An 18778-nucleotide genomic window follows, 5' to 3' on the forward strand; every position below is an offset into this window, starting at 1 on the left:
AAGTATATATTACTTATTTAACACCTCCTTTCTACGGCATTACTCCGCATATACTTTCTCCAGTTCTCTACTGATAAATCCAACCTCATCCGCCTTCAGTTGCAGGTTCATGGTTTGTGCATTTTGTGTTGCCTGTGCCGCATTCCGGGCGCCGGCCAGTACAATCGTAATACCGGGCTGTAAGGTAGTCCAGCGTAATACCAACTGCGACAAAGACGCATTTTTGCTTTCCGCCAGTGGAGTAATGCTATCCAGGAACGCCTTTACCTTGTCTGCAGAAAACTGACCGAAATAACCATTCCGATGGTCATCAGCCTTTAAAGCGGCATCCCGGAAGTATTTGCCTGTCAGTAACCCTCTCTCCAATGGACTATAAGCAATGATCCCGATGTTGTTTTCGATCGCGTAAGGCACCATGTCCTTTTCAATACCCCTGTTCAGCATACTATAAGAAACCTGGTTAGACGCCAGCCGGGTTGTTTTCGCCGCTGTTTTCATCAGTGGAAGATCGTAGTTGCTGACACCGGCAGCCCTGATTTTTCCCTGACTGATCAATGTATTCAACGCCTCCATGGTTTCATCTACCGGTGTGGTTGCATCCGGCCAGTGCAGTTGCAGCAGGTCTATATAATCAGTACCCAGCCGCTTCAGGCTTTCTTCCAGTTCTTTGATAATATTTGCTTTTGAAGTCAGCTTATACACAGGAATAGCTCTCCCGTTCTCCGATGCGTCAAAGAAGTACTCACCTTTTCCCTGATTACTGCCGTCCCATACCAGCCCGAACTTTGTCAACAGTTGTATCTTACCTCTGTCCTTACTTTTGATAGCAGCACCAATCAGTTCTTCACTCAATCCGAAGCCATAAAAAGGCGCCGTGTCTATCGTTGTTACACCATTGTCCAGCGAAGCATGGACAGCCGCTATAGAGTCTTTCGTTTCATTACCGCCCCACATATTACCACCTATGGCAAATGCACCATATGTAATAGCTGATAACTGCAGGTCTGTATCGCCTAATGTTCTGTATTCCATTTTATGTTAGTTCAGATTTGTAAATACATGCGTCAGATGTTCCCGGTACTGACCCAGGTCTCTCTTTACATCCGCATTCTTTTCTATATCGTGGAAATGCATACCAGGTAAAGGTTGCAATCCTATAAATGCATTCATGCGGTGAAAGCCAAACAGGATCCCCTCGTCCACACTGGTTTCTTTAAAGAACTCCCCTGGCAGGGTAAATGCTTCCTTAGGCGCATTCCAGGAAGTGGTCACCATATACTTTTTCCCATGTAACATACCACCGGTGCCATAATTAATGGCAGGGTTAGCCGCAGAACGTCCGTCGCTGCGATAAATGCCTGTACCATGCCCTTCAGTGAATACTTTGTCTATATACTGCTTGAAACCGTGCGGCAGCTGAAACCACCAGATAGGCGTGTGATAGATCACGACATCCGCCCATGTATATTTTTCTACCTCTTCTTTAAGATCGTAGTCATGATTGATGTTGGTGGTCTTAACTTCAAAACCAGGCCTGCTCCGGAAAAATTCAGCGGTAGCTGCTGAGATGGTCTCGTTGAACCGGCCGCCGGAATGGCCGAACTGCTGACCTCCATTGATGATAAATACCTTTGTCATAGTGTGTGTGTATTATTTTCTTTTTGACAGGACAAAAGTACCCCGGCCCCTGGTATTATTAAAACAAGTTAAATCATACCTTTGTATCAGAATTCTAATAGTATTCTTATGGTCAATCTCGAATGGTACAGAACATTTAAAGCGATATATAAAACAGGTACGCTGACCGGCGCAGCAGAAGCCCTGTTTATCTCACAACCCGGCGTCAGCCTGCATTTAAGCTCACTGGAAAACTATGTGGGATATAAATTATTCGACAGAACAGGCCGGAAAATGGTGCCTACAGAGAAAGGGAAAGTCTTCTATAACTTCATTATTGAGCCGCTCAATAAACTGGAAGATGCAGAAAAAAACTTTCAGAAAAGCACCGAGAAACATACGCCGACTATCAGTGTGGGCATGTGCTTCGAAACCTTTCAGATCACACTGGAACAATACATCTCCACACTACCCTTTAATGTCATCATCCGTTTTGGGGATTACCCGGAAATGCTGGATAATCTTGACAAAGGTATCCTCGACCTGATCATCACACCACAGAAAGGCACTTCCGCCAATATTGAGCACGACGCCTTTTCCTCTGAAACGATCGTGCTGGTAGCAGGCAATGAGGTAGATGCAAAAGCATTCAACAAAGTGGTGAAAGGAAAGGATACAGCAGCGATTGAAGAATGGCTGAAAACACAAAAGTGGTACGGTACCACAGGCGATATGGAGCACCTGTTCATGTTCTGGAAGTTGAATTTCAATCATCATCCTGACTTCAGGCCAAACTACATTGTACCTAACCTGAACTCTATTGTACGTTGCCTTAAAAGTGGAAAAGGCCTGGCCGTAGTACCTGATTTCCTCTGCAGAAAAGAGATCGAAAACGGGGAGATTAAGTTATTGTGGGAAGGCACTACTAAATTGAAGAATACATTGTATTTCGGTACACGCAAGAAAACAGCATATGCCGATGAAATAGACCTGATCAAGAAATTGTTCAGGAAAGTAATGCTGCCGGTATAAGAGGATAAATCCCGTCGGGGTAACAGTTCATTATCCGAACAGGAACATTTATCAGCATCCGGTATTTTTTGAGTTACTATATTATAACAGTGTTAACCCTCATTTTCAAACAAGTACGTATCTTTCAGAACAGAATCATTAAGTACATCAATCACCATAGAACAAACCATGCCAGTCACCATCAGAAGCATCACCATAACAGATAATGCTGCACTAGCAAAGATTATACGGGATACATTCGACGAATTTGATATTCCTAAGGTGGGAACTGTCTACTCCGATCCCGAAACAGACAGGTTATACGACCTGTTCCAGTTTCCGGGCAGCGCCTATTTTATCGCCGAAGAAGACGGCGTATTACTCGGCGGCTGCGGACTGTTCCCCACAGCTGGCCTTCCGGAGGGCTGCGCCGAACTTGTAAAATATTATCTCTCCGGCGAGGCCAGGGGAAAAGGTATCGGCAGAGCGCTCATGGAACACACCTTTGTGGCCGCTAAAGAACAGGGATATACGCAGATGTACCTGGAGTCCTTCCCCGATTTTGCCAAAGCCGTGAGCATGTATGAAAAAGCAGGGTTCCGGTACCTGGACAAAGCACTGGGTAATTCCGGGCACTTTGCCTGCACCGTATGGATGCTGAAAGATCTGTAATAAAAGAAAACCGCGGCCAGTACCGCGGTTTTCTTTTTCCTCCCCGTTTTCGGTTATTTCCACATTCAGAAAAAAGGTGAACCTTGCATCCGTATTCAAATGGTTTACCCCTACCGGAAAACAATACCGGCAAAAGACATCACGGAAGCCATATCCTGATTAGAACAAACACTATGCTTGATTTCCATGTTATGTTATGTGGCCTTCACCCTATCGGGTGAAGGTCTTTTTACGTTTCCCGGGGTTATCACCCTGGGCTACAAACAAGACGGCACCTGGCGGAGCCGATTACCGCGAATGATGACGTTGTGTTACCGGGTGATCTCCCGGCTACAAACAAAACGGCCCGCCGGTGGCGGGTCGTTTAATATTTTGAAATGTTACAACCATTTATCTCACGGTATCAAGGCTGTCAATGGACGATTGGATAGCTGTTAATCGGGCATGAATAGCTCCAAGTTTCAACTTTTCAGCATCTGCACGGTCTTGGGGCATACTGCAGTTCACTCTTTCATTTATATTATTAGCGCTATCCTTCAGTAATTTTTGTTCACTTAAAAGTCTGCGCTGCAGGTTATTGCGATCGCACCCACAGGCGAATATTATGAGAAGGCATAAGGTGGCTGAAAATTTCATTTGAAGTTTTTTAAACGTTGGGAATAGAATCTATATTTCGTGTAATATAATGTATAAATGACATCTTATTTACCCCGCCTGTCAAATTTCAAAATGTGATAATACCGGGTTGTCCCCCATGTAATCCCCAAACACATATTTCCGTAATTTTACAGCATGCATGCGGCGCACATATTGAACATGGATATCAACCCTGCGTTGAAGGATTCTTTTTCTGTAGAAGAGATCAGCGGACAACTGTTCGAAGACGATGCCCTGCGACGCATTTCCTTCAATGAACTGATCCTCGTTAAAGAAGGACATGGCGCTATCTCTATTGATGGTACGACATACAATATCACACCCCACAGCCTTTTCGTTATTTCGAAAGGACAGGTCTATGCAGTAAATGGTCACAATCACCTGGAAGGATATATACTGCAGTTTGGAGATTGCTTCTGGGAAAAAGCCCCGGCCAGCGCCAGTAACTGTAAAGCGGTGCTGTTCAATGACCCTTCCGGCCATCAGCAAATGCAGTTAAACCAGCCCGATGAAGACGCCCTGGTTAGCCTGATGCAAACCATACTGGATGAATTCAATACACCGGACTATGTAAACAAAGCCGATGCCCTCGCCGCTTACCTGAAGATCCTCATGATCAAAATAGCCAATATCAACAGCCTGCTACATCAGGGTCATAGTACCATTGAGCATAAAATATACCGGGAGTATGTGGAACTGGTCAGTAAAGAATACCGCAATACCCACGAGGTAAGCGAGTATGCAGAGAAACTGGGCATCTCCTACCGGCAACTGGCAGACCTCTGCAAACGCTGTAGCGGCAGAAGGGCTAAAGACATCATCAATGGTCAGCTGATAGCAGAAGCCAAAAGATTGCTGCAATTCTCTTCCAAACCTGTAAAAGAGATCTCCTATCTGCTGCATTTCGCTACGCCCTACCAGTTCAGTCACTTCTTCAAGAAAGAAACACAGGTATCCCCTAATGAGTACCGTACACAGTTTGTGAAAATTGGTATCTGATCCGTAGTTTTTAGCATTTTCCACACCTTCCCCAGCCGGTAATTTTGTGGCATAAACTGAAAGTTATGCCAGTAACAAGATTAACAAGACTAGCCGGAATAGACATACCAGACAGCCCTGTGGCGAAGCAGGCAACTGAACTGCTGCTGGAATATGGTACGGAATTTCTCTACAACCACTCCCTCCGTGTGTTCCTCTTTTCTTCACTCAATGCTCAAAGAGGCAATATCAAACATGATACTGAGTTGTTATACGTCAGCGCCATCTTCCATGACCTGGGATTAACACCCCATTACAGTAGTCCTGACAAACGTTTTGAAGTAGATGGGGCCAATGCCGCCAGAGACTTCCTGAAAAGCCACGGATATCCTGATCAGGCGCTGCAACGCGTATGGGATACCATCGCCCTGCATACCACCATTGGTATTGCTGAATATAAGGAACCGGAAGTAGCACTGATGTATTCAGGTGTGGGGCTGGATGTGATGGGAGAAGGATATGAGCACCTGCGTGAAGAGCATAGGAAGGAAATCATTCAGGCATTTCCGAGGACTGATTTCAAGAAAAAGATCATTCCCACCTTTTTCGATGGATTTAAACACAAAACAGATACCACCTTCGGGAATATCAAGGCGGATGTCTGCGCTTTTATGATACCCAACTTCCAGCGTAAGAATTTTTGCGACTGCATCCTGCATTCACCCTGGAATGAGTAAACTTGCCATGTCAACCAGATGTTGTTTAGGCGGGAGGCTGTTCAATTTTTATCGACAGCCTCCTTTATTTTTTGCCGCTTTCTTTCTTTTCCTTTTCCAGGAACTCTTCCAGCGCATCCAGTTTCTGCATCCAGAACGACTTAAACTGTTCCGTCCACTCAGACACTTCCTGCAGCTTCTGCAGATTGGCCTTACAGTAACGCTCCCTGCCCTGTTGGGTGATCATCAGCAAACCACATTCTGTCAGTATACGGATATGTTTGGACACCGCCGGCCTGCTGATGTCAAAATTATCGGCTATCGTATTCAGGTTCATTGTCTGATGTGCCAGCAGATTGATAATCTCCCGCCTGGTAGGGTCAGCTATTGCCTGGAAAACATCCCTTCTCATCGTTGATAAACGTGTTTTAAGCAACCGTTCGGTTACAAAATTAAGGAAAGCAGGGGTGCTTTCAATGGCTTCCCTTATAAATCCAGGCCATCCATTTATTGATTTTCTCCCGGATGCTTCGGAGATGCGTCGGGTATGCGTCGGGTATACGTCGGGTATAAAGCGTATTTGAGGTATGCCGGAGTCATCCATATAGTGGCATACCCGTCTCTTTTTATCAGTGCCCGGATAACTCGTACCCGCCCCCTGTTTTTATCACAGGAAATCCCCGGGCAAGGCCCCTTTCCTGCTGGGATAGATGGAAAATTTTCGTTAACTTCAGAGAAACCTCAATTGTTACCCGTGCTGAAATTTATCCTGAATAATGAAGATGTTGGTACCACCCTCCCGCCTGGTATGCCGCTGTTGGATTTCATACGTTACCATCAGCACCTGACCGGTACAAAAACCGGTTGCAACGAGGGTGACTGCGGCGCCTGCACCATCCTGGCAGGCGAGCTACTTCATGGCGTGCTGACCTACCGTTCCTTTACCTCCTGCCTGATGCCACTGGGTAATGCCCATGGCAAACATATCGTGACCATTGAAGGTATCAATATGCTGCCGGCACTCAACACCATACAACAGGCTATGGTGGACAATGCGGCCACCCAATGCGGTTTCTGTACCCCCGGTTTTGTAATGTCACTGGCGGGTTTCTGCCTCAGCAGGCAGGCGCCGACGCCTGAAAATGCAGTGACAGCCGTTGACGGTAATATCTGCCGTTGTACCGGCTATAAATCCATCGAAAGAGCGGCTGCTGCCGTTGCAGCACAACTGGTAGGCCGGAATAACGAGGAACCGGCCCAATTTGCCGCTGCACACCAACTCCTGCCTGCTTACTTCTCCGGCATAAAAGAGCGGCTTAAACGCCTTCTTTTGTCATTAAACGGGGAACTGACACCTCCTTCGGGAACAACACCCCGTTTTATGGGTGGAGGCACCGATCTTTATGTGCAACAACCAGAGGAAATACAGGAACAACCCCTCCGCTTCCTGTTCGGACAGGAAATGCTGAAAGGCATTACCCGGGAAGACAACCGCTGTGTAGTCGGTGCTGCCTGTACCGTAAACGATCTGCTGGCATCTCCCATCATGCGGACATATTTCCCTGCACTGGAAAGTTATGTCAGCCTGATCTCTTCCACGCCCATCCGTAATATGGCCACTATAGCCGGGAATTTCATCAACGCCTCCCCCATCGGCGACCTGACCATCTTTTTCCTGGCCCTGGATGCTACTATTGAACTGAGCGACGGTACCACCACGCGAACATTACCACTGCGGGAATTGTATAAAGGCTACAAACAACTGGACAAACGTCCGGAGGAATATATGACACGCTGCTGGTTTGACCTTCCCGATGCCAGTACCGGTTTCCATTTTGAAAAGGTGAGCAAACGCACCCACCTGGATATTGCCAGTGTGAATACGGCCATCTGCATCACTATGAAAGGAAACCTGATCGGCACAGTCAGGATCTCAGCCGGTGGCGTAGGGCCTGTGCCGGCATTACTTACGGATACAGCCGCCTTCCTGATTGGAAAGGCGCCCAGCGGAGCCGTCATTAAAGTGGCCTGTGCCATTGCACAGTCGGAGGTCACACCTATCAGTGATGCCAGAGGTACGGCAGTGTATAAACGGTTATTGCTGGAACAGCTCATAAAAGCGCATTTCATCACCCTGTTCCCTTCCCTGCAGGTGGAACTGTTATTATAACGTGCTATGAAGAATATTGATTCCAACACCCATGTCAGCGGTACCTCAGTGTACCTGGACGATGTGCCGGTAATAAACGGCACCTTGTTCGGAGCGGCGTTTGGGTCACCCGTAGCACATGGTACCATCAGGGAATTGATGCTGGAAGAAGCCCTGCAGATACCGGGAGTGGTGCGCATATTCACCGCAGCAGATATCCCCGGACAAAATGAGATCGGTGGCATTATCAAAGACGAGCCACTGCTGGCCGATCATCATGTGCACTTCTGTGGTATGCCCGTCGCCTTTGTAGTGGCACATACCCGGGAAGCTGCCAGGGCTGCCGTAAAGAAGATCAGGGTAAAGATCGATCCCTTACCCGTTATTACCGATCCGCGGGAAGCACAAGCAAAAGGAGAACTCATTATTCCGCCACGCACTTTCACACTGGGCGATATAGACAATGCATGGCGACAGTGTACACACATCTTTGAAGGCAGCGTGGACATTAACGGGCAGGAACACCTGTACATCGAGACACAGGGCGCCTACGTTATTCCGCAGGAGAACAACAGCCTGCGTATCTACTCCTCCACACAGGGGCCGACTGCCGTACAACGGGCGGTGACTTCCGTAATCGGACTGCCCATGCACCGCTTTGAGGTGATCGTGACCCGCCTGGGAGGCGGTTTTGGTGGTAAGGAAGACCAGGCAAATACCTGGGCTGCCCTTTGCTCACTGGCAGCCTGGCTACTGAAAAAGCCTGTCAAATACGCCCTGCACAGGATGGAAGACATGGCCATGACAGGTAAACGGCATCCTTATGCGGCCGACTTTAAAATAGGACTGAACGATGATTACAAGATCATCGCCTATGAGGCCTCCTTCTTCCAGAATGCCGGCGCTGCTGCGGATCTTTCCACAGCAGTACTGGCCAGAACATTATTCCATTGCACCAACTCTTATTTTATTCCGAACGTAAAGGCAACAGGCTGGAGCTGCCGGACAAACCTGCCACCCAATACTGCCTTCAGAGGTTTTGGCGGTCCGCAGGGAATGTACGTCATAGAAGCTGCTATTGCGAAAGCCGCACAGGCTTTACAGATGGATGCCGCAGTGATTCAGAAGAAGAACCTCATTCATACAGGACAGGAATTTCCCTATGGACAGATTGCCAAAAGTGAAGCACTGACCTGCTGGGAAAAAGCGGAAGCGCTGTACAATCCTGATGATCTTCGTAAAGTGGTTAACAGTTTCAATGCAGCGAATAAACTGTATAAAAAGGGCATTGCATTTATGCCGGTCTGCTTCGGCATTTCTTTTACCAATACCATGATGAACAACGCCCGCTCACTGGTGCACATCTATTCCGATGGCAGTGTAGGCATCAGCACGGGGGCCGTCGAAATGGGACAGGGTGTCAACACCAAGATACTGCAGGTAGCGGCGCAGACATTTGCTATTGCTCCTGAAAGAATAAAACTCAATCATACCAGCACCTACACCATCGCCAATACCTCTCCTTCTGCTGCCAGCGCTACTGCTGACCTGAACGGGAAAGCTACCTTAATGGCCTGTACCACCATCCTGGAACGGCTGAAACACGTAGCTGCCGATGGCCTGCAGGCAGCACCGGAAGATATTTCCATCGTGAATGAACAGGTTCTGGTGAAAGGCACACCTTCAACCTGGGACTGGCTACAGCTGATCACTGCTGCCTTCCGGCTAAGGGTGAACCTCTCCGAACATGCACATTACAGAACGCCTGAAATACACTTTGATGAGGTAAAAGAAAAAGGACATCCTTTCGCCTATCATGTGTATGGCACTGCCATCCTGGAAGTAACAGTAGATTGTCTGCGGGGCACTTATACCGTCGATACCGTACAGGTGGTGCATGATTTCGGTAACAGTATGAATACAGATATTGACCGCGGACAGATAGAAGGCGGCATCGTACAGGGCATCGGCTGGATGACAATGGAAGAAGTGATCTATGACAGGGACGGCAGGTTACGCTCCAATGCCTTATCCACCTACAAGGTACCAGACATCTATTCCGTACCAAAAACCATTGCAATAGACGCATTACAAACCAATGATGACAACCTGGCCATATTCCGTTCCAAAGCAGTGGGAGAACCACCACTGATGTACGGCATAGGCGCTTGGTTCGCACTCAGCAATGCAATACGGGCATTCCACCCGAACGCTGATATCCCTTTCAGTACACCTATGACACCGGAAAAAGTGTTGATGGCGCTATACTCAAAAACTAATCAGGAAACTAATCAGCATCATGAAGAAACAATTAGCCACCTGGGAATTGATCTGTAAAAGCCTGCGGCAGAATATACCAGTTATGCTGCTCTATGTACTGGACAGTAATGGGAGCAGTCCGGGTAGACAAGGCTTCTTTATGGCCGTAAACCAGGCCGGGGAACTAGAAGGCTCCATCGGAGGCGGTATCATGGAACACAAATTCGTGGAAATGGCCAAAGAACAACTGGACCATTTCGCGACCTCCTACTCCATTCACCAGCAATTCCACGATAAAGAAGCCAGGCATCAGAGTGGCATGATCTGCTCCGGCGATCAGACCATCCTGCTGTATAAATTGCTGCCCGAAAGCATCACACCCGTCAATAAGATCATTGCCTGCCTCTCACAAAACCAGCAGGGCATTCTGCAATTGTCTCCCCTTGGCCTGCGCTTTACCACCGAAATACACGGCGAGCAGGACCACTATTACACCATGCAGTCCGAACTGGACTGGGAATACCGGGAAAAGATCGGGTACCGCGATTTTCTGTACATCATCGGCGGCGGACACTGTGCACTGGCACTGTCAGACATCATGCAGAAACTGGACTTTTATGTACATGTCTTTGAAGACCGTCCGGATGTTCATACGCTGATACAAAACAATGCAGCCCATGAAAAGACCATCGTACGGGATTACAGTCAGCTGAAAGTGATGATCCCTCCAGGGGATAATCACTATGTGGTGATCATGACCGTTGGTTACCGCACGGATGATATTGCGCTGAGAGCACTGTTACATAAATCGTTCAGGTATTGCGGCATACTGGGCAGCGCGGCAAAGATTGAAAAGATGTTTGAAGCATACAGGGAAGAAGGGATCAGTGAAACATTACTGAACAGGATACATGCACCGGTGGGATTAAACATCAGCAGTCAGACGCCTGCGGAAATTGCTGTCAGCATTGCTGCGGAGATTATAAAAGTACGACATAACATTCCGGTACTACACTAAGGTTACTCTCGTGTCACTGTTGCGGTGATCAGGCCATAAGGCTCATCGGTGGCAATAAAGATCTCGTTCTCGTTCTGTATGTCGAACTGTTCCAGGTTGAAAGGGATATGGTGTTTATTGGGCATTTGCAAATGGATCTCACTGATGCCGGCATACGCTTCCAGTACCGACTTGCCCATCGCGTATAATGTCTGCTGTACAGAAAGGCTTTTATGACCCGCAAAGGTCAGCAGCAATAACTCACGTATATTGTTAAACTGTGCAGTATAATCAGCAGGCAGGTTGCCGTAGGTCCAGTTTATTTCACACTTCGTTGCCAGGATGCGGTCCGCCGTCTCTTTCAGCGTGGTATACTTGTCTTTGATGTATTTCTCAAAACCGGAATCTGTGGTTTTCAGGATCAGCAGGTCTGTAATACCGGACTGCACATTGACCTTGGTAGCCGTCTTTGTGACCCGGGTGGTCCGTTTCTCCGCGCCTCCGCCGATATATGTATGTGGATGCTCCACACCTTCAAACTGCATGCGGTGATACAGGTGTTCTGTTATTTCAATAGTAGATGCCGCTACCTGTGGCTGGGTAGTTACAAAGTAATTGGCCAGGTAGATGGCAAAGTCTTCTATGGAAGTCTTAAAATGATCTTTCGCCAGGGCATACACGGTATTTTTCTGTGTATCCGTCGGCAGGATCATGCTGTTATCACCTGTTATATGCGCCTCATCAAAATCTCCTTTCAACGATACATTTACCGTTACCTGCCGGAATTCGTGATAAGCAGGATGGCGGATGATCTTTGACAATTGCACTGCATTCTTACCGTAGCTGTTTTCTCCTAATTTGATTTTCATAATGGGGCATTTTATTTGATGATAACATACCCTAATATAAAGAATTAATTGCCTACTTTTACTTAGAACCCCACGATATGTATGACCTCATTATAAAAGGAAATAATATACTCACACCTGATGGTTTACAACAGGCGGTAGTACTCGTCAAAGACGGTAGAATACACACTATTCAGACCGATCTGCCGGATGGCGCTACTAACATCGTTGATATAGGCGATAAGGTGCTGATGCCGGGTATCATCGATCCTCATGTACATATTAACGAACCAGGCAGAACAGCCTGGGAAGGCTTTGACACCGCTACACGCGCTGCTATTGCAGGCGGCATCACCACACTGGTGGATATGCCCCTGAATGCCTTACCCGTTACAACTACGGTACAGGCGCTGGAGCAGAAGATACAGGCAGCAACAGGGCAGTTACATGCTGACTGCGCTTGCTGGGGTGGTGTTATTCCGGGTAATGAACAGGAGATTGAACCGCTGATCAGTAAAGGCGTCCGTGGCTTTAAGGCCTTCCTCGTACATTCCGGTATTGATGAATTTCCTAATGTTACAGCCGCCGACCTGGATAAGGTGATGCCTGTCATTGCCAGACATCATCTCCCCTTGCTGGTGCATTGTGAATTGATGGCGGACGACCAGCAGCCGCCTGTGCAGGAAAACAAACGCTCCCACCGGCAATATATAGCCTCCCGCCCCCAGGCCTGGGAACAGGCTGCTATAGACCTGATGATCCGCCTCTGCGAAAAATACAACTGCCGCGTACACATTGTACATCTTTCCGCGGCAAATGCTATTGAACAGATCAGGACAGCAAAGGAAAAAGGACTACCATTAACTGTTGAAACTGCCCAGCATTATTTGTATTTTAATGGAGAAGAAGTGCCCGATGGAAATACCAGTTTCAAATGCGCCCCTCCCATCCGGGAAAGGGAAAACAACCAGCAGCTATGGGAAGCATTGAAAGCGGGTGTCATAGACTTTGTGGCGACAGATCACTCCCCCTCTCCGCCTGAACTAAAAGCACTGGAGACGGGCGATTTCACAAAGGCCTGGGGCGGCATCTCTTCTCTGCAACTCGCACTGCCCGCATTATGGACAGCAGGAAGAAGCCATGATGCGACCATCCCCCAGATGGCACAGTGGCTCTGTGAAAAACCGGCAATACTGGCAGGCCTGCAAAACAGGAAAGGGAAAATAGCTGCAGGCTACGATGCGGATTTTGTGGTGTGGGACCCAGACCGCTTATTCACCGTCAATGCGGAAGAATTGTATCATAAACATAAACTGACACCTTACGTTAATGAGAAGCTTTACGGTATAGTGGAACAGACTTATATACGCGGGGTAAAGGTATTTGACCAGGGAAATTTTACGTCCCTTCACCAGGGGAAAATGATATTGAGTTCTTAATGCCCAAATGTCTGACATGGATTATTTACAAAGAGCGAACGCAGTGTTAGCCAGGATCCACGAACTGGCATGCATCAGTGAAGATCCGCATTGCGTAACCCGTACCTTCGGTTCATCCGCCTTCATGAGCGGTTGCAGTAAAGTAATGTCGTGGATGCAGGAAGCCGGTTTACAGGCAAGGATAGACAATATCGGTAATGTCAGGGGCAGATGGCCCAGCAAGGAACCCAATGCCCGTACACTGGTCATTGCCTCCCATATAGACACAGTGAAGAATGCCGGTAAGTTCGACGGTCCTTTAGGCGTGACCATGGCGCTTGACCTTATTACACACCTGCAACGGGAAGGTATCAGTCTTCCTTTCAACATAGAACTGATCGCCTTCAGTGATGAAGAAGGCGTACGCTTTCATACCACCTATCTTGGCAGTGCCACCGTTACCGGGCACTTTGATGCCAAACTGCTGGATAAGACCGACAGCGCCGGCATCACGCTCAGAGAAGCTATTCAGACCATAGGCGGGAATACAGACGCATTGGCGGCTGACGCTATTCCTGCGGAAGAATGGCTGGGTTATTACGAAATCCATATTGAACAAGGGCCTGTATTATACGAACAAAACCTGCCCATTGCCATCGTACAGGGTATAGCTGGTCAGCAGCGTATCCGCGTCAGGTTTCACGGCAGCTCCGGCCATGCAGGCACCGTGCCGATGGAAATAAGGAAAGATGCATTATGCGCCGCAGCTGAGTTCATACTGGCAGTGGAACGTATCGGCCTGCAATTCAATGATAACCTGGTAGCGACTGTCGGCCTCCTGGAGATCACCAATGCTGCCAGCAATGTGATACCGGGAGAAGTGACCTGCTCCCTCGATATCAGAAGTACAGACAGATTGCTACTTAAAAAAGTACGCCGCTCGCTGAAAGATGTGGCTTCACAGATCTGTGCAGAAAGACAGCTGACGGCCGATTGGGATATCATACAGAAAATAAAGCCGGTAGAATGTGATACAGCCCTCAATCATCTGCTGGCACAATCCATCGCAGCAGCAGGTTATAATGTGAAAGAACTTATCAGTGGTGCAGGCCACGACGCCGTTGTAGTAGCAGCCGTAGCACCAGTGTGTATGCTGTTTGTAAGATGTTTCAAAGGCATCAGCCATCACCCGCAGGAACATGTGGATGCAGCAGATATCGCTGCCGCCATACAGGTATCAGATCACTTTATTCATCGCCTGACAGCGGTATACAAAATACACTAGTATGGAAATATCAGCATTGACGAGGTCCGTAGTAAAAAGAAATCATGCCCTCATCTGCCCCGACGGACATGTGAACAGCGTAGTACCCGGATGGACCCATTGCAGGGTGAATGTCATCATCAATGAACAGATGGGCGCCAGACTGGGTCAAACACTGATCACCGCGGAAAAAGACTGTATCATTGAAGGACATACGGAAACGGCGCAGATCTTTTTCTATGTCATCTCCGGAAAATGCACAGCAAAAACAGAAACACAAACAAAGGCGCTGAGCGGCGGACAGTTTGTCTATGTCCCATCCAGACACGCTTACCGCTTAGAACAATTCAGTGAAGACACACAGATCGTTACCTTCCATAAGGTATATGAAAAGCTGGCGGGATATGATCATCCGTCGGTGATATTCGGAGACGCATCAACTGTACCCGGACCGGCCTTTCTCGGAGATCCGGCACTACGCTTACAGGTGCTGCTGCCGGAAGATCTTTCCTTTGATATGGCCGTAAATATATTCACCTACGATCCCGGCGGTCACCTGCCTTTTGTAGAAACACATATCATGGAACACGGACTCTTATACCTACAGGGACAAGGCGTGTACATGCTTGATCATGAATGGTACCCTGTTAAAAAAGGAGACGCCATCTGGATGGCCCCTTACTGCCAGCAATGGTTTACTGCAATGGGAAAAGAACCTGCTGTTTATATCTATTACAAAAACGTGAACAGGTTCCCCACTACTTTATAATAAATTCCACCCAATGACTTTGACAGCACTTAATGCATTACCACCAGAACAATTAAATGAAACGCTCAGCACCTGCTGTGGCGCTACCGCATGGATTGAAAAAATGAAAAAAGAATTTCCTGTAAAAGATGAAGCTACCCTGCTGGCAGCCGCCGCCAAACACTGGCACGAATGCACAGAACAGGATTGGCGGGAAGCCTTCAGTCATCATCCGAAAATAGGCGACCTGCATTCCCTGCAACAGAAATTTGCCACTACCGCACAATGGGCCAGCCGCGAACAGGCAGGAACGATTGACGCCTCTACCGTTATTCTACAGGCTTTTGCCAAAGGAAATAAACTGTATGAAGATAAATTCGGCTATATCTTTATTGTTTGCGCTACAGGCAAGTCGGCCCCTGAAATGCTGTCTATCCTGACTGAACGATTAAAGAACAGTCCCGAAGAAGAAATAAAGATCGCCATGCAGGAGCAGGAAAAGATCACTGCCATCCGGTTAAAAAAACTATTAAGTGCATGAGTCAGATCACCACACATATTCTCGATACTTCCAGCGGCATGCCCGCACAAGACGTAGCCGTTAGCCTGTTCCGGCAGGAAGAACAACGCTGGACCTGCGTTGTGGAAGGCGTTACCAATAAAGACGGCAGGATCACAGACCTGCTGGCAAAAGACGTGATCATACCTGCCGGCATCTACAAGCTAAGATTTGAAACGAAGATCTATTTTGAAAGCCGTGGTATCACTACCTTCTATCCCTTCATAGAAGTGGTCTTTTACATACACGGCAGTGAACATTATCATGTTCCCCTCTTATTAAACCCATTTGGTTATTCCACTTACCGTGGTACTTAAAACATCTATCAGACTATGCAACTGGCAATAGCAGAAAATGAAAAAGAACAGCTGCTGCAGGAGCTCAGGAAGGCCAACCTGCGATTCCAGCAGATATACCCGGGCGATAAACCTGACAGGCAGCCCGTACATACCGTATATGGCGGCGCTAATCTCTTTAAAGCCGATACCTGCATCCGCATGGGCGAAATTGCACTGAAACACCTGTATACATATGCGCCCAACTTTGTAGCCCTGGCAAGGGCCCTGCAACTGGAAGGACATGGCCAGTTACCACAACGGCAGGCAGATATCGCCCGCCTGGAAGAAAAGCTGGAAGGACTATCTGATACAGCCAGAAAGCAGGAACCAGCCTGGTTGTATTATACCGTATACAAGAAGATAGCAAGGAAACTTTTTGTAGAAGCAGTAGAAGATTTCCGTATTGACTTTGAGGACGGATTTGGCAATCGCCCGGACGACGAAGAAGATGCTACCGCCATTGCTGCTGCAAAAGAACTGGCACAGGGCATGCAGAACGAGACGATCTCTCCATTCATAGGCATCCGTATCAAGCCATTTACAGAAGACCTTAAACATCGTGGTGTGCGCACGCTGGATCTCTTCCTCACAACACTTTTGCAACAGACAGGCGGCATATTACCGGATAACTTCGTGGTGATGTTACCCAAGGTCACCATCCCGGAACAGGTCACCACACTGGTAAGGCTGTTTGAGCTGCTGGAGAAAGCGCATAGCCTCACACCGGGTACCCTGAAGATGGAAACGATGGTAGAGGCTACACAGATCATCATGGATGATGAAGGCAGGAATCCGCTGATGCGCATCATCAGGGCCAGCGAAGGCCGTTGCGTTGCGGCGCATTTTGGTACCTACGATTATACTGCCTCCTGTGGCATTACGGCGAGATATCAGACCATGGCACATCCTGTATGCGACTTCGCACATCATATGACGAAAGTAGCACTGGGCAGTACCGGTATCTTCCTGTCAGATGGCGCTACCAATGTGATCCCGGTAGCACCGCATAAAGGCGATCACATTACGTCTGCACAGTTGCAGGAGAATCATGACGCCGTACATCATGCCTGGCGCATAGGCTACGGACATACCATGCATTCCCTCATCAATGGCTTCTACCAGGGATGGGACCTGAATCCCGCACAACTGCCCATGCGTTATGCCGCTACGTATCACTTCTTCCTGAGCAACTATAATGATGCCCTTTTCCGGCTGAAAACATTTGTAGAACGTGCAGCTATCTCCACCCTCACAAAGGATATTTTTGACGACGCAGCTACCGGTCAGGGATTGTTGAACTTCTTCCTCAAAGCCATCAATTGCGGAGCTATTTCAGAAGAAGAAGTACTGGCCACCGGCCTGACACTCGAAGAGATCAGAAGCCGCTCCTTTTACAGGATACTGGAGGGCAGAAGAAAACACCGCTGAAGCTGCTGGCATTGGCCCGGCAATTGTATTACCGGGGATATATGCCCTCATCTGTTGTATATAGAATGCATTACGACAGGGATACCGCTACCTTGCGGATCATCTTCGTTTCAGGACTCGTCTACGACTATAAGAACGTCCCGGAAGAGGTGTATGAGGCCATGAAGCGCTCCGGCTCCAAAGGCATTTACCTCAACAAACATATCAAGGGACATTACGCATATGAAAAGGTAGTTGAAACAGGTCGCTAATGCTGCGAACGGCTCAGCGCCCTCCCAACCAGAGCAGCGCATTCAATGTGAGCTGATCCTGTTCTTTGTTGCCGAAAGTAAGGGAAAGGTCTTTGTTGGTATGATGCTCGTAATCAATATCATTGTGCCCCATATTCATATAGATCATCCGGTACTTTTTGTTTGTCCATACTACAGGATAGTAGCCGCTATGCCAGATCTCGTGCTGCTTGGGGCCGGTACCCAGCGGGAAACTGCTTGAATCGATAGACAACAGAATGGTAATGTCTCTATTGGCCTTCAGGTCGTTGGACCAGCGGTACCATTCATTAGGAGAGGATTTGAAGGTAGCAGGTATATGCTTCAGGACAGGATGCTCCGGATGCTCCACCCGCAGGATAGCAGAAGTAGGTCGCCAGGTATTACTGCCATAAGAACCCGATCCCAGAAATTCATTGTGATACCAGTCCCAGTTCTGGGGATAATCAGAAGGAGTAAGTGCGAAAGCTGAAAAGTGGAATCCCATCCAGGCGCCCCCTTTTTCCATATACTGCCGGAAAGCGTCCCGCTGTGCAGGCGTATCGGGCCGGGTATCAAGGAAGAGCACCACCTGGTAGCGGGACAGGAAGGCAGGATTCATCTTACTCCAGTCATTGGTGGAATCGTAGGTAAAGTTGTATTCTTGGGCTTTGGCAGCAAACCAGCGGTTGGCCTCATGTACAAAACTGATATGTGCCTGATCATGCAGGGCCGTATAAAAACCGATCACTTTAAAGGGCTTCCCTTTCTTTTGGGCATTCACAGTGATGAAGGTCAGGCAACAAAGGGCTACCAATAGGAACTGCCATATTTTTTTCATGAGACGTGGAATTGATATAATCCCAAAATA

19 protein-coding genes are annotated in these 18778 nt (G+C 48.0%); 14 read left to right on the forward strand and 5 right to left on the reverse strand.

Annotated features, from left to right (window positions below; all coding sequences use genetic code 11):
- Positions 1-39: 39 nt before the first annotated feature.
- The gene (locus CLV42_RS25160) at positions 40-1032 is read right to left on the reverse strand and encodes an aldo/keto reductase (protein WP_106604695.1); all 993 of its coding nucleotides are present in this window, start codon (positions 1030-1032) and stop codon (positions 40-42) included.
- A 6-nt stretch (positions 1033-1038) separates the two neighbouring features.
- A complete protein-coding gene (locus tag CLV42_RS25165; protein ID WP_106604696.1) occupies positions 1039-1638 on the reverse strand; it encodes an NAD(P)H-dependent oxidoreductase in 600 nt (199 codons plus the stop codon).
- A gap of 108 nt (positions 1639-1746) precedes the next feature.
- Between CLV42_RS25165 and CLV42_RS25170 the strand changes: the two genes are divergently transcribed.
- The 4 genes from CLV42_RS25170 to CLV42_RS25190 all read left to right on the forward strand — a co-directional run bounded on the left by CLV42_RS25170 (position 1747) and on the right by CLV42_RS25190 (position 5672).
- The gene (locus CLV42_RS25170; RefSeq protein ID WP_106604697.1) at positions 1747-2649 is read left to right on the forward strand and encodes a LysR family transcriptional regulator; all 903 of its coding nucleotides are present in this window, start codon (positions 1747-1749) and stop codon (positions 2647-2649) included.
- A 168-nt stretch (positions 2650-2817) separates the two neighbouring features.
- Complete coding sequence (locus CLV42_RS25175; RefSeq protein ID WP_106604698.1) at positions 2818-3300, forward strand: GNAT family N-acetyltransferase; 483 nt, start codon at positions 2818-2820, stop codon at positions 3298-3300.
- Positions 3301-4092: 792 nt separating this feature from the next.
- Entirely contained in the window at positions 4093-4956 is an 864-nt protein-coding gene (locus CLV42_RS25185) for a helix-turn-helix domain-containing protein (protein ID WP_106604700.1), read from the forward strand.
- Positions 4957-5021: 65 nt separating this feature from the next.
- Positions 5022-5672: an HD domain-containing protein gene (locus CLV42_RS25190; RefSeq protein ID WP_106604701.1), complete on the forward strand. Its 651-nt coding sequence runs from the start codon at positions 5022-5024 to the stop codon at positions 5670-5672.
- Positions 5673-5736: 64 nt separating this feature from the next.
- Here CLV42_RS25190 and CLV42_RS25195 read toward each other — a convergent pair whose 3' ends face one another.
- The gene (locus CLV42_RS25195; RefSeq protein WP_106604702.1) at positions 5737-6063 is read right to left on the reverse strand and encodes an ArsR/SmtB family transcription factor; all 327 of its coding nucleotides are present in this window, start codon (positions 6061-6063) and stop codon (positions 5737-5739) included.
- Between the two features lie 342 nt (positions 6064-6405).
- Between CLV42_RS25195 and CLV42_RS25200 the strand changes: the two genes are divergently transcribed.
- The 3 genes from CLV42_RS25200 to CLV42_RS25210 are packed head-to-tail and all read left to right on the forward strand — an operon-like array spanning position 6406 to position 11077.
- Positions 6406-7821, forward strand: a complete 1416-nt coding sequence (locus CLV42_RS25200; protein ID WP_170117641.1) for an FAD binding domain-containing protein — start codon at positions 6406-6408, stop codon at positions 7819-7821.
- 6 nt (positions 7822-7827) lie between these two features.
- Entirely contained in the window at positions 7828-10137 is a 2310-nt protein-coding gene (locus CLV42_RS25205; protein ID WP_106604703.1) for a xanthine dehydrogenase molybdopterin binding subunit, read from the forward strand.
- Positions 10100-11077 (forward strand): XdhC family protein, encoded by a 978-nt coding sequence (locus CLV42_RS25210; RefSeq protein WP_106604704.1) that lies wholly within the window; start codon positions 10100-10102, stop codon positions 11075-11077. The genes CLV42_RS25205 and CLV42_RS25210 overlap by 38 nt, the downstream gene beginning before the upstream one ends.
- A gap of 2 nt (positions 11078-11079) precedes the next feature.
- Here the strand turns inward: CLV42_RS25210 and pucL are convergent, their stop codons facing one another.
- Positions 11080-11925: a factor-independent urate hydroxylase gene (gene pucL, locus CLV42_RS25215; RefSeq protein ID WP_106604705.1), complete on the reverse strand. Its 846-nt coding sequence runs from the start codon at positions 11923-11925 to the stop codon at positions 11080-11082.
- A gap of 77 nt (positions 11926-12002) precedes the next feature.
- Here pucL and allB point away from each other — a divergent pair, with 77 nt between their 5' ends.
- From allB to CLV42_RS25250, 7 genes are read left to right on the forward strand one after another with little or no spacing between them, the layout of a single operon-like run.
- The gene (gene allB / locus CLV42_RS25220; RefSeq protein WP_106604706.1) at positions 12003-13343 is read left to right on the forward strand and encodes an allantoinase AllB; all 1341 of its coding nucleotides are present in this window, start codon (positions 12003-12005) and stop codon (positions 13341-13343) included.
- 16 nt (positions 13344-13359) lie between these two features.
- Positions 13360-14607 (forward strand): allantoate amidohydrolase, encoded by a 1248-nt coding sequence (locus CLV42_RS25225; protein WP_106604785.1) that lies wholly within the window; start codon positions 13360-13362, stop codon positions 14605-14607.
- A 1-nt stretch (position 14608) separates the two neighbouring features.
- Positions 14609-15355, forward strand: a complete 747-nt coding sequence (allE, locus tag CLV42_RS25230; protein WP_106604707.1) for a (S)-ureidoglycine aminohydrolase — start codon at positions 14609-14611, stop codon at positions 15353-15355.
- A gap of 13 nt (positions 15356-15368) precedes the next feature.
- A complete protein-coding gene (uraD, locus tag CLV42_RS25235; protein WP_106604708.1) occupies positions 15369-15875 on the forward strand; it encodes a 2-oxo-4-hydroxy-4-carboxy-5-ureidoimidazoline decarboxylase in 507 nt (168 codons plus the stop codon).
- A complete protein-coding gene (gene uraH / locus CLV42_RS25240) occupies positions 15872-16210 on the forward strand; it encodes a hydroxyisourate hydrolase (protein WP_106604709.1) in 339 nt (112 codons plus the stop codon). The genes uraD and uraH overlap by 4 nt, the downstream gene beginning before the upstream one ends.
- 15 nt (positions 16211-16225) lie before the next feature.
- Entirely contained in the window at positions 16226-17659 is a 1434-nt protein-coding gene (locus CLV42_RS25245) for a DUF6986 family protein (RefSeq protein WP_106604710.1), read from the forward strand.
- Between the two features lie 41 nt (positions 17660-17700).
- Entirely contained in the window at positions 17701-17910 is a 210-nt protein-coding gene (locus CLV42_RS25250) for a KTSC domain-containing protein (protein WP_106604711.1), read from the forward strand.
- A gap of 13 nt (positions 17911-17923) precedes the next feature.
- Here the strand turns inward: CLV42_RS25250 and CLV42_RS25255 are convergent, their stop codons facing one another.
- Positions 17924-18748, reverse strand: a complete 825-nt coding sequence (locus tag CLV42_RS25255) for a ThuA domain-containing protein (RefSeq protein WP_106604712.1) — start codon at positions 18746-18748, stop codon at positions 17924-17926.
- Positions 18749-18778: the final 30 nt, after the last annotated feature.

Source organism: Chitinophaga ginsengisoli (assembly GCF_003014595.1).
Classification (GTDB): Bacteria; Bacteroidota; Bacteroidia; order Chitinophagales; family Chitinophagaceae; genus Chitinophaga; species Chitinophaga ginsengisoli.

Coding starts and splice junctions, on each gene's coding strand:
- CLV42_RS25255 (WP_106604712.1), bottom strand. CDS start 18,748: ATGAAAAAAATATGGCAGTTCCTATTGGTAGCCCTTTGTTGCCTGACC.
- CLV42_RS25170 (WP_106604697.1), top strand. CDS start 1,747: ATGGTCAATCTCGAATGGTACAGAACATTTAAAGCGATATATAAAACA.
- CLV42_RS25195 (WP_106604702.1), bottom strand. CDS start 6,063: ATGAGAAGGGATGTTTTCCAGGCAATAGCTGACCCTACCAGGCGGGAG.
- CLV42_RS25245 (WP_106604710.1), top strand. CDS start 16,226: ATGCAACTGGCAATAGCAGAAAATGAAAAAGAACAGCTGCTGCAGGAG.
- CLV42_RS25165 (WP_106604696.1), bottom strand. CDS start 1,638: ATGACAAAGGTATTTATCATCAATGGAGGTCAGCAGTTCGGCCATTCC.
- pucL (WP_106604705.1), bottom strand. CDS start 11,925: ATGAAAATCAAATTAGGAGAAAACAGCTACGGTAAGAATGCAGTGCAA.
- CLV42_RS25225 (WP_106604785.1), top strand. CDS start 13,360: ATGGATTATTTACAAAGAGCGAACGCAGTGTTAGCCAGGATCCACGAA.
- allE (WP_106604707.1), top strand. CDS start 14,609: ATGGAAATATCAGCATTGACGAGGTCCGTAGTAAAAAGAAATCATGCC.
- CLV42_RS25185 (WP_106604700.1), top strand. CDS start 4,093: ATGCATGCGGCGCACATATTGAACATGGATATCAACCCTGCGTTGAAG.
- uraH (WP_106604709.1), top strand. CDS start 15,872: ATGAGTCAGATCACCACACATATTCTCGATACTTCCAGCGGCATGCCC.
- uraD (WP_106604708.1), top strand. CDS start 15,369: ATGACTTTGACAGCACTTAATGCATTACCACCAGAACAATTAAATGAA.
- allB (WP_106604706.1), top strand. CDS start 12,003: ATGTATGACCTCATTATAAAAGGAAATAATATACTCACACCTGATGGT.
- CLV42_RS25250 (WP_106604711.1), top strand. CDS start 17,701: ATGCCCTCATCTGTTGTATATAGAATGCATTACGACAGGGATACCGCT.
- CLV42_RS25190 (WP_106604701.1), top strand. CDS start 5,022: ATGCCAGTAACAAGATTAACAAGACTAGCCGGAATAGACATACCAGAC.
- CLV42_RS25205 (WP_106604703.1), top strand. CDS start 7,828: ATGAAGAATATTGATTCCAACACCCATGTCAGCGGTACCTCAGTGTAC.
- CLV42_RS25160 (WP_106604695.1), bottom strand. CDS start 1,032: ATGGAATACAGAACATTAGGCGATACAGACCTGCAGTTATCAGCTATT.
- CLV42_RS25175 (WP_106604698.1), top strand. CDS start 2,818: ATGCCAGTCACCATCAGAAGCATCACCATAACAGATAATGCTGCACTA.
- CLV42_RS25210 (WP_106604704.1), top strand. CDS start 10,100: ATGAAGAAACAATTAGCCACCTGGGAATTGATCTGTAAAAGCCTGCGG.